At 47.9% G+C, this 13,316-nt stretch carries 15 protein-coding genes; 10 read left to right on the forward strand and 5 right to left on the reverse strand.

All coding sequences use genetic code 11. The features are described 5' to 3' along the window. Positions 1-3: 3 nt before the first annotated feature. Positions 4-1,218 (reverse strand): MFS transporter, encoded by a 1,215-nt coding sequence (locus BMW79_RS26180; RefSeq protein WP_089900093.1) that lies wholly within the window; start codon positions 1,216-1,218, stop codon positions 4-6. A gap of 80 nt (positions 1,219-1,298) precedes the next feature. Between BMW79_RS26180 and BMW79_RS26185 the strand changes: the two genes are divergently transcribed. Further along, positions 1,299-2,141, forward strand: coding sequence for an AraC family transcriptional regulator (locus tag BMW79_RS26185; protein WP_089900096.1), 843 nt, complete (start codon positions 1,299-1,301; stop codon positions 2,139-2,141). Positions 2,142-2,151: 10 nt separating this feature from the next. Here BMW79_RS26185 and BMW79_RS26190 read toward each other — a convergent pair whose 3' ends face one another. Further along, on the reverse strand, positions 2,152-3,657 hold the full coding sequence (locus BMW79_RS26190; protein WP_089900099.1) for a serine hydrolase domain-containing protein: 1,506 nt from the start codon (positions 3,655-3,657) through the stop codon (positions 2,152-2,154). A 137-nt stretch (positions 3,658-3,794) separates the two neighbouring features. On the opposite strand from BMW79_RS26190, the gene BMW79_RS26195 reads away from it, so the two are divergent. Further along, on the forward strand, positions 3,795-4,478 hold the full coding sequence (locus BMW79_RS26195) for a winged helix-turn-helix domain-containing protein (protein ID WP_089900102.1): 684 nt from the start codon (positions 3,795-3,797) through the stop codon (positions 4,476-4,478). On the opposite strand, the gene BMW79_RS26200 is transcribed toward BMW79_RS26195, so the two are convergent. Beyond that, positions 4,479-4,946 (reverse strand): protein-tyrosine phosphatase family protein, encoded by a 468-nt coding sequence (locus BMW79_RS26200; protein WP_089900105.1) that lies wholly within the window; start codon positions 4,944-4,946, stop codon positions 4,479-4,481. 24 nt (positions 4,947-4,970) lie between these two features. Further along, positions 4,971-5,768: a class I SAM-dependent methyltransferase gene (locus tag BMW79_RS26205; RefSeq protein ID WP_218150448.1), complete on the reverse strand. Its 798-nt coding sequence runs from the start codon at positions 5,766-5,768 to the stop codon at positions 4,971-4,973. A gap of 99 nt (positions 5,769-5,867) precedes the next feature. Here BMW79_RS26205 and BMW79_RS26210 point away from each other — a divergent pair, with 99 nt between their 5' ends. The 3 genes from BMW79_RS26210 to BMW79_RS26220 all read left to right on the forward strand — a co-directional run bounded on the left by BMW79_RS26210 (position 5,868) and on the right by BMW79_RS26220 (position 8,551). Beyond that, positions 5,868-6,734: an alpha/beta hydrolase gene (locus BMW79_RS26210; RefSeq protein WP_089900108.1), complete on the forward strand. Its 867-nt coding sequence runs from the start codon at positions 5,868-5,870 to the stop codon at positions 6,732-6,734. A 50-nt stretch (positions 6,735-6,784) separates the two neighbouring features. Continuing rightward, positions 6,785-7,729: a hypothetical protein gene (locus BMW79_RS26215; protein ID WP_143059275.1), complete on the forward strand. Its 945-nt coding sequence runs from the start codon at positions 6,785-6,787 to the stop codon at positions 7,727-7,729. 108 nt (positions 7,730-7,837) lie between these two features. Continuing rightward, positions 7,838-8,551 (forward strand): hypothetical protein, encoded by a 714-nt coding sequence (locus BMW79_RS26220; RefSeq protein WP_089900114.1) that lies wholly within the window; start codon positions 7,838-7,840, stop codon positions 8,549-8,551. Positions 8,552-8,577: 26 nt separating this feature from the next. Here the strand turns inward: BMW79_RS26220 and BMW79_RS26225 are convergent, their stop codons facing one another. Then, positions 8,578-9,219 carry a MarR family winged helix-turn-helix transcriptional regulator gene (locus BMW79_RS26225; RefSeq protein ID WP_177192340.1) on the reverse strand — a complete coding sequence of 214 codons (642 nt, stop codon included), beginning with the start codon at positions 9,217-9,219 and terminating at the stop codon, positions 8,578-8,580. A gap of 122 nt (positions 9,220-9,341) precedes the next feature. On the opposite strand from BMW79_RS26225, the gene BMW79_RS26230 reads away from it, so the two are divergent. From BMW79_RS26230 to BMW79_RS26250, 5 genes are all read left to right on the forward strand, one after another. Further along, positions 9,342-9,806: a hypothetical protein gene (locus BMW79_RS26230; protein ID WP_089900120.1), complete on the forward strand. Its 465-nt coding sequence runs from the start codon at positions 9,342-9,344 to the stop codon at positions 9,804-9,806. A gap of 15 nt (positions 9,807-9,821) precedes the next feature. Next, positions 9,822-10,199 (forward strand): DoxX family protein, encoded by a 378-nt coding sequence (locus BMW79_RS26235; RefSeq protein WP_089900124.1) that lies wholly within the window; start codon positions 9,822-9,824, stop codon positions 10,197-10,199. A 266-nt stretch (positions 10,200-10,465) separates the two neighbouring features. Further along, positions 10,466-10,903 carry a MarR family winged helix-turn-helix transcriptional regulator gene (locus tag BMW79_RS26240; RefSeq protein ID WP_089900127.1) on the forward strand — a complete coding sequence of 146 codons (438 nt, stop codon included), beginning with the start codon at positions 10,466-10,468 and terminating at the stop codon, positions 10,901-10,903. Between the two features lie 15 nt (positions 10,904-10,918). Then, positions 10,919-12,148 (forward strand): MFS transporter, encoded by a 1,230-nt coding sequence (locus BMW79_RS26245; RefSeq protein ID WP_089900130.1) that lies wholly within the window; start codon positions 10,919-10,921, stop codon positions 12,146-12,148. Positions 12,149-12,166: 18 nt separating this feature from the next. Further along, positions 12,167-13,204 (forward strand): hypothetical protein, encoded by a 1,038-nt coding sequence (locus tag BMW79_RS26250; protein ID WP_089900133.1) that lies wholly within the window; start codon positions 12,167-12,169, stop codon positions 13,202-13,204. The last annotated feature ends 112 nt before the right edge of the window (positions 13,205-13,316 follow it).

The following is a 13,316-nucleotide window of genomic DNA, read 5'->3' on the forward strand; positions in this document are numbered from 1 at the left end:
CTCCTAGGCGGCTGCCTTCGGCATGGAAGGCATGCTGCTTTCCACCGGCTCACTGTTCCTTTTAGACACATATACAATCAGCAACGCAATCAAACTCCACACAATCATCTGCCAGGTGGCCAGGTTCCACTGTCCTAGCTTCCAGCTCAGTAATCCGAAGTAAGTACCGGTAGCCGCGCCAATAAAATAGGTGGTCATATAAACCGTATTAAGACGGCTATGTGCGTTTTCATTCAACGCATAAATGCGTGTGAAATTGGTGATCTGTGTGGCCTGCACCCCAATGTCCAGGAAGAAAACGCCGGTGATGAGTACAAAAACAGAATGCGGAAACAGTTTTATCAACGCAATACTTGCGGTGATCAATGATACCGTAAAAAAGAGACTTTTAAATACGTTCCCTTTATCCGCTGCTTTTCCGAATACCGGCGCTACCAGCGCACCGCCAATGGCAATCAGCCCAAACAATCCTATCTGTGCCGTAGAATAATGCAGGGGCGCCATACTCAGGTGAAAGGTCAGGGTGGTCCAGAAGGAGCAGAAAACACCAAAAGTAAAAGCACCCAGCAACGATGCCTGCCGCAATACTTTGTATTCCTTCACCAGTTGCAAGGTAGAACGGATCAGGCTAAGATAGTTACCGGTAAAACGGATAGGCACTTCCGGTAAAAAGAAATGCAGCAACACAATAACGATCAGCACCAATACCGCAGAAACAATAAATACATACTGCCATCCGAAGTAGGTGGTGATCAAACCGCTGAGTACCCGTGCGCCCAGGATGCCTGTCAGGATACCACTGAACACCTTGCCCACATTCTTTCCCCTGTTTTCCTTTCCCAGCGTGGCGGCCATCGGTAAAATGATCTGGGCCGGTGTGGAAAACAACCCGGTGAAGAAACTCAGCACCAGCAATAGTCCCAGCGACTTTACATAAGCCGTGCCTATCAACGCAACAGATAACAGGATGCTGGTAAAAATGATCAGTTTTTTCCGGTTTACCTTATCGCCCAGGGGCAACAGGAAAAACATACCCAGCCCATATCCCAGTTGTGCCAGCATCGACATCTTTCCAATTTTACTTTCTGTGGTATGGAAAGCAAGCCCGATCTGGCTGAGTATCGGCTGGTTATAATATACATTCGCTACAATAACACCCGCTGCTATTGCCATTACTGGGATTGCATAAGCTTCTTTGTTGACCGGAGAACGATTCATCGATTAATTTTTATGCAAAGCTAGCAGCAGAAGATGGCCAAAAATTGTACTTTTGAACTGTAAATTTGTAAAAAACAACTATGGAAAGGTTTATCCAGTTCGATCCCATATCCATGCGGCATTTCTCCACCACTAAGTGGCCTTTCCCGCCGCATAACCATAACCATTACGAACTGATATTTCTTCATGCCGGCAACGGCACCCATATATTGAACAATGTGACGGCCGCTTACCAGGCGCCAGCCATTTACCTGCTGGCTCCTGAAGACCAGCACCAGTTTATAGTCAAAGCACAAACGGAATTCAGCGTCATCAAATTTCTGCCGGTCAGCCTCAGCGGCCATCTCCGGGACGCCGAAGAAAAAGAATGGCACCTGCTGATGGGCGAACTGATTGTCAACAGTCAGCTGATCAGCGAACTACTACCGCAAACCCTTGCCATGAACAAACTGGAAACACTGTTCAAAATGATGGTTGCCGAGTGGAAAGAAATGAATGAAAAATCCAATGAGCTGATGGTGCACCTCCTGCGGAGTATCCTCATCATTCTAAAAAGTAATATTCTCGTTAGCTCCAACGTTACGGCACTGATGACCGACAACCTGCCCATGCAGATCGTACATCATATTCATGCGCATATACAATCGCCCGAAAGCCTGACCATCGATAGTATCGGAGCGCAATTCAGTTTGTCCGGCTCCTATCTCTCTTCCTTGTTCAGGAAGGAAATAGGCATGTCGCTCAAGGAATATATATCGAACTACAAATTAAAGCTGATTAAAACCCGGCTGAAATACAGCCGTAGCCTGATTAAAGAGATCAGCCACGACTTTGGCTTTTCGGATATCAGTCACTTTAATAAATTTGTAAAAAGACATGCAGGAGTAAATCCGAAAGAACTGCGGGAGAAAAACGGACAATAAGAGCAGCTGCTTATAATTTACCCATTTCCTGTAAGGCCGCCTTACCACCTTCGTTGTCGGGCTTTAGCCGGAGCGACTCCCGGTACATCATCACCGCCTCCTTTAGTTTCCCACTTTTCCTTAATATTTCAGCGTAGCTATCGTACACATTAAAGCTATCCGGGAAGAGCAGCGTATTTAACCGGAATGTTTCCAGGCATAGGGAGAGATGATCCTGAAAAGGAGCATACATCAGGTCATATCCCAGCCAGTTCATTTCCTGTTCGCTCAGGTAATAATGTGCAGTATCTGATTTTAGTTTTGCAAAAGTGGCGATCGCAGATTCAGCGCCCTCATTTACCAATAGAGTACCATAAGTTCTTGCCAGCGATTTTTTACTGCTGATGGTCAGCGGCGGCTGATGATTTAACAGCAAAGCCGCACTGGTAATAAGTTCCCCGAAGCGGTCGCCAGGCCCGTTGTCAAAGGCAATAATAGTTTGACAGCGGTCCAGGTCATGAAAGTAAAACGTAGCGATGCCGTATTTAAACCCGCCATGTCCTACGGACTTCCCCCTGCCCCGTTGCTGGAAAATTTCCCATCCCAACCCGTAGGAGCCAGTGCCTTCTCCCTGCATGGTGTCCATATGATCGCTTATATATGGTTTGCCATTATTAAGCACTACCGGCGTCAGCGCCTTTTCCACCAATGCTTTGGCCAGCAGGCGGCCGCTGAAAAACGCTTTATCGAATTGCAACAGGTCGCCAGTGGTGGTAAAAACATCTGACCCACCCACGCTTCCGCTGCAATTGTAGGCAGTATAACGGTAACGCCTCACCGAATCTACCGTTGTATACTGATCCGTATACCAGTTTGGATATACATGCAGGGTTACCGGTCGGGAGGTTACCTTTTTGCCTTTTACATAGGTGTGTGTCATCCCCGCCGGCCGGAAAATATACTTATCAAGATAAGCTGAAAAGCCTATTCCGCTTACTTTCTCTATGACCATGGCCAATAGCTCGAATCCAAGATTACAATATTCCCACTTATTTCCCGGCTGGAAAGCCAGGGGCTTTCTCCATTGCATCAATTCCGGGATAATGTTCCGGTTGCTGATAATCGTATCCGGGTATTTGCGGATCAGGTCTTCAAACAATTCCAGGTCGGGCAAACCGGAAGTGTGCGAAAGCAAATGCCGGAGCTGTATCCCAGGGTAAGGGAATGCCGGCAAATACCGTTGCAGTGGATCGTTCAGTTTTAATTTCCCTCGTTCCTCCAGTTGTAAAATAGCCGTGGAAGTAAATATTTTGGAGATGGACGCCAGGTTAAACTGGCTTTCTGCTTCGTTCCTGGCCCCTGACTGCCAGTCTGCCCAACCAAAACTTTCTTTGAAAACAGGAGCGCCATTCACTGCCAGCAATAAGTTCCCGTTCAGATGTCCGGGTGCATTCCGGGCAAAAAAGGAGTCCGGCACCTGTGCCTGTGATGCACAGGAAAGAATAGAAAATAAGATAACCACCAGGTAGTGTTTCATAGTTCCAGATTTTGACAGGAAGGTAGTATCCCGCCACCATAGGGCATCTATAGAAAAGGTGAAGATTTTATATAGATTTCCCCGGAAACACAAACCGGCAGATTATTAATTGTAATTTCACCGTTATACATTCAGTTATGGACAATTTCCTGATCAACCAACGTTACCGGGTACAGCCCTCTCTTCATATCCTGTACGATTTGCAACTACAGTCGGAAACAAGACTGGAGCCCAGGTTGATGCAGTTACTATGCCTGATGGCACAACAACCCGATCAGCTGCTGAGCAGGGAAACACTTATCCAGGAGATATGGGATAACTATCCCGGCGCAGATGAAGGGCTGACAAACGCCGTCTCTTTTTTGAGAAAGATATTGGGAGATGACCAGAAGGAAATGATCCGGACCGTTCCTAAAAAAGGATACCTGCTGAAAGCGCATATTACCAGCGCAACAGAAAAAAATGGCAGTCCCTCCCGAAAACGTATTTATGGATATGCAGCCGTAGCTGCGCTCACCATCATTGTACTCACCGCCGCATTTATGACCCGGCAAACAACCATCACACCACCCACTATAAAAAATGTGTCCACAGAAGTAGCCTTTCCGGATCTCAGCAACGATTCATCAGACCATTACCTGACCACCGTTACCACAACAGATACCGCAGGCGTAAAATACCGGCTTGTCATGATCGGCGACCGCCGGCCCGTGTTTTATGTAAATGATAGCGTGTCTAACCAGGAACCCTATACGGAACTGATTGACCAGATGGCGCGGGAGTTATGGAAAAGACAGGCGGCCGCAGAGATAGGTCAGTGACTATCTGCTTTTTTCCTGCAACCATTGTTCCTGTTCAGTCGTGTCGGGCACTTTCAAATCACGTAAACGGCTGATTTTATCGAGCAGGCCTTTAAACGGATGTCCTTTCAGAAGCAACACCCCTCCGGCGATCAGGGAAGACCTGCCAATGCCCATCCGGCAATGAATACATACCGCATGACCAGCATCAATTTCTGCGGCCAGTGATTGTAGAAAAGCAGTAGTCCCCAGGCTGTTTTCCGGAATGCCCCGGTCTTTGATCGGGAAATTGATATAGGCGACACCGTGTTGTGTACAATAGCTTTCTTCTTTCCGCAGCTCCAATTCTTTTACCTCATGAGTTTCCAGCAAAGAAACCAATACCTTCACCCCCTGTTGTTTGAGATGAAGGATTTCACTCTCCAGCCAGTCGTTTCCACGTGGCCTTGCCATGATGCCCAAACGGCCGCCATTGGGAAACTGTTCCAACCAATATATTTTTGTAGGCATATGCTAAATCCCTGCTCTCACATCTTTTAATTTCATCACCATCTTCTCCGCATCAGTATCCAGCCAGGCCTGGTATTCAGTTATCGCCTGTAATCTCTCCGCTTCTGTAATAAACCCGCCTTCTACTACCTGCGGTCCTCTCAGCTCAGCTACCTTAGACCAGATGCCGGCCTTTTCCGCAAAGTGAGGTGCTCCCCTGGTGTATACTTCATCTGCATTCAGGGTAGCAATGCTGTGAAAACCAAGTTCTTCAAAGTGTGCAGCAAGGTGATCTGCGATTTCATTGTCCATACCAGCATCGGCGCGCCAGTCGAGGAATGCTTTATAAAAACGCAGCATGCTGTCAGGTGGTGCCGGTGTCCATTCCAGCTGGGTATGATTGTAATCCAGGATAGAAATATGACCACCCGGATTTAACAGGGAACGGAATTTCACGAGTGCCTCACGTGGATTACTTAACCATTGCAACACGCGGGCCGACACAATCAGATCAAATTTTTCTTCCGGTGCAAAAGCAAAGAGATCTGCCTCCTGTAAAATTAAATTGGTCAGATCGGCATGATCTGTTTTCCCTTTGGCGATTAAGTGCGCGCTGCTGTCTATTCCCACAACAGTGCCCTGTTCTCCTACTACGGCCGCAATACCGGCAGAAATAGCGCCTGTTCCACAACCTACATCGAGTACCCGCATTCCTTTATGCAGCAATGGAAGCAGCGTACTATAGCTGTTTTGCAAACTCCTGCTGTCTAAAATGCTGCTGTCTTTGGGCATCACGGCCCTTTCATTTGCGGTATTGCTCATGGGTAACGTCGTTGTGGTAAATTTGAAAAATTGAATTTAAATATAACATTTTGTAAACAGAAAATAGGAATACTTTAGTATACCTTAAAACCCACTGTTATGACCCGTTACTTCACACTTGTGCTGCTGATTACCCTTGTTTACGGATGCCAGCCGCCGACAGAGCAACCTGCCCCCAACGGGAAACCAGCGGTAACCCGCCTGTATTCCAAAGCGGTAGCCGACTCGTTTTCCATCTTCATAAATTTACCGGATGATTATGAGGCTAAACAGGCGGAAAAGTATCCCGTGGTTTACCTGTTGGATGCCAATTTGTATTTCGATATCATGGCCGTTACGCTGAACCGCTATGCATCAGTAGGACTGGCACCCAATGTGATCCTGGTGGGCATCGGATACACTGATTTCCCTGCGATGGATTCCCTGAGAAACAGGGATGATACTTATCCGGTGGCGATTCCTGAGTACGAAATGAGCACCAGCGGGGGAGCAGACAAAATGCTGTCGTTTCTCCATCAGGAACTGATGCCACTGATAGATCAGCAATATCGCACGGATACCACGAAACGGACATTGATGGGGCATTCCCTGGGTGGTTTCTTTACTGCGTATACCCTTCTCCGTAGCTTGTCGGGAGAGGCGACCGGCTTTAGCGGATATATTGCCGCCAGTCCTTCTCTGCACTACAATCATTATTATCTGCTGGATCAGCTGAAAAGCCTGCCGGTAAAAGATAGCAGTCCTGCCAAACAAAAAGTGTATATCACCTTTGGCGGCAATGAGGACAGCACAGACAGCACCAGCCGGCCTCTGAACGAAGTAATGACGCAATTGTCCGCATACATCTCCCAAAAACAATCCGGCAACATTATCTATAAATCGGATATTTACAGTCATTTGGACCACATGGATACGCAGCTGCCTACTTTTATAAAAGGCCTGCAGTGGATGTGGGCGGAACAATAAAGGCACCCGGTATCAAACTATTTCGCGGGTTCTTTGTAATGGTATGGATGATGAGAATACGCTTTTTTTTATGGCTGCCGGCCTGTGCTATCGTCCTGTTGTTGCACGCTTGCAGCAGCAGCCGGGTTATCAACAGTGCTGCGGTCAATATCAGCGGCAACTACTGTGAACCTGCCGTGCGATACAGCAGTAATGCAGATAGCGCCCCATTAAAAAATACAGATTCCTTGCTGGCTGCCAATGCGGATCTGCCGGCACATGTGGTATTGATGGCCAATGCCACCGGTACCCTGTTGCTGGTAAAACAGATGAAAGCAGTAACGGGAGATACCACCGCCCTGGGGTTCATGAAGAAAGCCGAAATCAGATCCAGGATCCAGCACCGCCTGTTACTGGCCACCATGGAAATAGCCGGTATTGCCGCCGAGCTGGACTGTGAAGGTGAAAAAGCAGATCAACTGGCGAGATATCTCGACAATTTCAACAGTAAAAGAAATACACGGTTAACAGTGGCGTCTATTATTACCGGCGCACTCACTACTATTGCCACTGTGGCCATCAAAAAAGACGGGCCGCAGAATGTGGTGGCCATCGGCGGCGGCCTGCTCTCCGCCGGACTTGGCGCGCTCACCATCAATGCCGCCGGCAGAAAAATCCAGTTCCTCCATCCCAGGAATACCCTGCAGGATATCTGGGAGATGCCGGAGATCTCGCAGATATATCCGCCTTTCACCTGGTATGTACTCACGGAAAAACATTTCAGCAACAGCGGAAAGATCCCGCTGGCCGCCAGTATCCGGGAACGTTGGCAAAAATTTGACTTCGAAGGAAAAATAAGCTCCTCTGACAGTACCTTATTTTTCGGCACCGGTGGGGTATACAAAGCAGATGACCTGCATACGCGTGCCGCCATGTTAAATGAACTGCAATCCACCATCCGCTCTGTGAACCAGGACCTGGAACGACTCCTTCATTACCTCGTCAGCATCGAATAACGGCCATGATTTTCCCGAATGCGTAAAAAGTATTCCCATTTCGCCTTCCATTCCCTTCCTTACTCCACTAGCTTTGCGGATCATGCGTCATATATAAATTAAGATATAATGAAAAAATTCCTGTTTTCTGTACTATTATGCTGTAGCCTGCAGCCGCTCTTTGCTCATGCCATCTGGATCGAAACCATTACTTCCGGTAAAATCGGACAGGCACAAGAGGTAAAAGTTTTCCTCGGTGAATATGCCGGTAACGAACGTGATTCTATCTCCAACTGGTTCAGTAATATGAAAGATTTTACGCTGTACCTGGTAAAACCCGACGGACAAAAAGAAAAACTGACCTGTACCAACAAGGGCAACTATTTCTCCGCCACCTTTACACCAGCAGTGGCCGGTGCACATTTACTTACCATTGATCATACCGTTCAGGAAGTGTATAATGGCAGCAAGATCCATTATTATGCCGTGGGACTGGTAAAAGTAAACAATGCGCTGAATGGCGTGGATAACGTGAAAGAATATACGGACTTCTCGCTGTTGACTAATTTCCAGAAGACCAACAAGCTGAATCAACCTGCTACCGTGCAGTTAAGCTATAAAAAGGCAGTTCCTGCCGATGGTGAAGTAACGATCCAGTCGCCTGAAGGATGGACCAAAGCTATCAAAGCAACGCCTGCAGGAGATGTAACTTTCTCTCCCGCATGGAAAGGCCGTTATATGCTGGAAGGCACATTTACCGAAACAGCCAGCGGTCAGCATGAAGGAAAAGATTTTAAGAAAGTATGGCATTGCGTCACTTACTGCATGGATGTAGAAAAGTAAACAATGAATCAGGGGGCTGACTACGGTCAGCCCTTTTTATGATGTGGCAGTACCTCTCCGTAGATTTCCTCAAAGTCTTTCCCCTTATGTGATTGCCAGATACTGCTGAATTTTGTTTCCACTCCTTTCAATAACTGGATACAGAGCTTCCGGTCATCGTCTGCCATATCATGAAACATCATTTCTGCCAGCTGGCTTATTCTCCTTCTGCACTGTATCAGCACTTTCTCTCCTTTGGGTGTCACTTTCAGCCGTTTGGACCGCTTATCATCTTTATCATCATATTCTGTGAGGTAGCCGAGTTTTTTCAACCGGTTAAGTTTATCTGTTCCGGTCGATAGCTCCTGCAAGGCCGCGTAAATGGCTTCCGTTTTCCGTGGTTCGCCCACCTGCGCTACGGTGTTAAGCAGGGAGTATTCATCGATCGTATTGATGCCGGTGCCATCCAGCGCTGCTACGGTATAGATCGTGTGCAGTTTAAAGATCCTGCCAATGATGCGCATGAGTACACCATCGCTATGCACCGGTAAAAACCTGCCTTCCGGTGGAACAGGCTTCCGCTCTTTTTGATGGGCCAGGTAATGCCTGCAAAAATCTTCAATACTCCCTTCCGGATGCTGATCGTCAAAAGCACCCCATTCTGTGATCAGTTCTACCGCTTTATTCATGCTATATATTTTACTTTCGTAGCAATAATAGAAAAAATACTCCGGATTTTTTGTTTTTACTATATTTCCGATATACATTTACTATTATTATTTCGATTATATCATATAAAACCCACAATCAAATGTCAACACAAGTAATACTCCAGGGCTTTGTTGTGCTTCATCTCATCGGACTACTTCTTTTTGCCGGTACGTCTGTGGCGGATTTCGCGGGCTACCGCCAGTTCTGGAAGCAATATAGCCTGGATAAAAGCAAAGCGGCGGTCATGCTGCAAACCGTAGGCGGTTTTCACATTTTAATGCGGATTGGGATCGGGCTTATCATCCTTTCAGGAATTGGCCTGATGTACATGACGCATGGCGTATTCGGGGAGCAGTTATGGTTCCGGGTAAAATTTGGCCTCGTAATCCTCATCATTCTGAACACATTCCTTTACGGGCGCCGGCAGAAAATATTGCTGGAGAAATCTATTGCCGGTCCGGAAACGGGGATACAAAAGATAAAGGAAAACATCCGGCTGTTTCACATCGTACAATTACTGATCGTTTTTATCATCCTGCTGTTGAGCGTATTCAAGTTCAACTGATCAAATTATTATCTCATGAAAAAAGATAAAATCATTTACTGGACCGCCACGCTTATTCTTACGGGGGTAATGCTGTGGAGTGCTTTTAATTTTGCGTTCAACCCCGAAATGAAGCATGCTTTTGCGCATCTGGGATTGCCCAACTGGTTCCGCATAGAACTGACCACGGCCAAGCTGCTGGGATCACTGGCGTTGCTGCTGCCTTTCACGCCACCAAAGCTGCGGGAGTTTGCCTACTTTGGTTTTGGGATCACGCTGATTTCGGCAGCCATCGCACATTTGTCGAGCGGCGACAGCGTACTACTGGAAATTGGTCATACCAGCTTTTTTGTCAGCCTTGTGGTTTCCTATGTGTACTATCATAAGCTTCACCCGGCAACGGCGGTCGCATAGAAAAATAAAGCCTTCAGACCGGGCCTACCTGGAGGCTTTATATATGTATTGTTATATTATTTCGCACCCGGTGCTGCGGTTACTTCTTTATTGAGCAACTGCCTACACAATCCCTGCGCTGTTTCAACGCATTCCTAAAACATTGACAGCGATCCAGGTAGGCGTATCCCCCGAAACACGGAGCCGCTTCTCCGGAAAATAAAACCACTTCTCTTCGGGTTACTGTTGTATATTTGTAAGGTAAACTTATAATTTTACCTTACTATATGCCTTCCAGGAATACGGATCTTCTTGCGGCGGAATTACGCCCTTTGTTAGCCAGGCTGATCAGGAAGCTGCGGAAACTCTCCCCGGCCAATGAGCAGCTATCGCAAAGCGAGCGCTCTGTGCTGGTGCTGCTGGATCAGCAGGATGCATTGCTTTCTGCCGAGCTGGCCGTCATGGAAAAGATGACGCCCCAATCGATGGGACAACTACTGCAACACCTGTCGGCCCTGGGCCTGATTACCAAAACCATCTCTCCCACCGACAAACGGAAAATCCTGATTTCCCTTTCTGCAACAGGAAAGGAAAGGATACAGAAAGTTCGCAGGGAGCGCGATGAGTGGCTGAGCAGAGCTATCGGTGAAGTATGTACGAAAGAAGAGCAGGCCATCCTGCGGGCAGCCATAGGACCATTATCCAGGCTGGTTGAGTATGAATAAAAGCGCGGCAAGAACATGAACATCAGCACCTTCAATGCATTTAAAAGTCGTAATTACCGATTATATTTCAGCGGCCAGTCTATTTCCCTGATCGGCACCTGGATGCAGAAAACTGCGGTGAGCTGGGTCATTTACTCTCAGACACATTCCAAATTTATGCTGGGCGTCACCCTTTTTGCCAGCATGTTCCCTTCCTTTGTGTTCTCTTTCCTTGGCGGCGTGGCATCCGACCGGTACAACCGCTACAAGCTGTTACTGATCACACAGCTGGCCTCTATGCTACAGGCGGTTTTACTCACAGTACTGATCTATTTCAAACATTACCAGGTATGGCAGATCATCGGACTCAGTGCTTTCCTCGGACTGATCAACGCATTCGACGTGCCGGCGCGGCAATCACTCGTGTATGAAATGGTAGACGATAAGGCCGATCTGCCCAATGCCCTCGCACTGAATTCCTCCATGGTGAATTTATCGCGCCTGATCGGTCCCGGTATCGCAGGGCTGGCACTGGAGAAATTCGGGGAAGATATCTGCTTTGCCCTGAATGCAGTCAGCTTTATTGCCGTAATAGGCTCCCTGCTGCGCATGAAACTACCGGCATATACCGCCAAAGCACGTACGAAAAATATATTGGGAGAACTGAAAGAAGGTTTTGCCTATATCCGCGCTACCCCATCCATTTCACTGATACTGCTAACACTGGCATCGGTGAGTTTGCTGGTACTGCCTTATACCACGCTGATGCCCGTATACGCCAAGGATATTTTCAAAGGCAATGCGTCCACCTTTGGAGTGATAGACAGCGCCATCGGCATGGGCGCCTTCTGTGGCGCTATTTTCCTGGCTTCGCTGAAACCTGGAAAAAATCTGCGGCGCATCCTGGCTTTCAATACCCTGGTATTCGGCGCAGGACTGGTACTGTTTTCCCATTCCACCATCTATCCGCTGGCGCTGGTATTTGCCACCATCGCAGGTTTCGGCATGATGTCGCAGATCACCATCAGCAATACCCTGATCCAGACCACCGTAGATCCTTCCATGCGGGGACGCGTGATCAGCTTTTATGCCATGGCTTTTTTCGGTATGCAGCCACTAGGCGGACTGCTCATAGGCGCTATTTCCCAATGGATAGGGACACCGAATACCGTATTGTTGCAGGGCGTCATTACGCTTATTATCGGCGGCTTACTTTTTCGCCGGCAACAATTAGCAGCCGCCAGTGAATTGGCCATCAATTCCTAAACGGTTATCTTTAAGGAGATGTTAACCGGATTATTTAAAACAGGAACACTGTCCTGCTGCATGATGCTGCTTTGTGTATCCTTGTATGCACAAAACCTGCAAGGCGTCTGGAAAGGCTGGACTGCCGCCGAATCCCAGGGATGGTTCTATGGCACCGGCAGCTATATCATGGAAATAAAAAACGCCGGAAACGGAAAATATAAGGCCACTGCCTGGTTTTATGAAACACCGCAACTCTATGGCGAAGTAACAGTAACCGGCCTACGAAATGATAGCGCCGGTAAATATCGCTTCCAGGAATTAAAATTCAACCGGCTGACGATTCCCAAAAATTACAGCGCACGCCTGGCCACCATGCAATTATCACTTTTTGATATAGATGGGGAAATGGTATTGCAGGGCCCAATGATCAGCTACTCAAAATATACCGGCAAAATACGCACGAAAAGAACCGTGCGCTTATCAAAACTCAGCGAGCTGGAAATTGCCGCCCTGCGGATCCCCGGTAGTAACCAGTTATTTTCCGGGAGAGATACAACGGCTGCGGATATTCCGGTGGTGGCAGCCATCGGGCCCAAAGCACCGGAAGCGGTGAAACCGGTACGGCCCCCGGTGGCAACCCCTCTACCAAAGCCGGCAACTACACCACCCCCCATCGCAATTATGCCCGATACTGCCCGCACGCCGGCTTTGCCTCCCCGCGAAAACCGCATTCAGGGTAGCTACGAGATCCGTGAACCCGGCATCGACATCACTTTATATGATTACGGTACCATTGATCATGATACCATTACGGTATTTTTCAATGGGGTGAAAGTGGCCGACCGCCAGGAACTCACTGCCAGTCCGCTGCGTATGCACCTCCTTGCAGACCCCGGCCGGGAATACCAGGAACTGCTGCTACACGCCAATAACCTCGGCGATATTCCTCCCAATACCGCTAAAATGATTATCATGACCAGCGACAAGCGCTATGAGCTGAAAGTCACCTCTTCTGAAACAGAAAATGCGATGATCCGCTTCCATTATCTTCCCCAAAACGCTAATAAGAAATAATCCCCAGGGGCCATCGGCCCTTTTCGTTCCCACAATGCGCTGAAATCCTTATCGATAGCGGGCTCTGCATACTCTTTTACCCAACACAGATGCGCAACGATTGATTTATTTT

Origin of the sequence: Chitinophaga arvensicola, from assembly GCF_900110835.1 — a bacterium.
Classification (GTDB): Bacteria; Bacteroidota; Bacteroidia; order Chitinophagales; family Chitinophagaceae; genus Chitinophaga; species Chitinophaga arvensicola.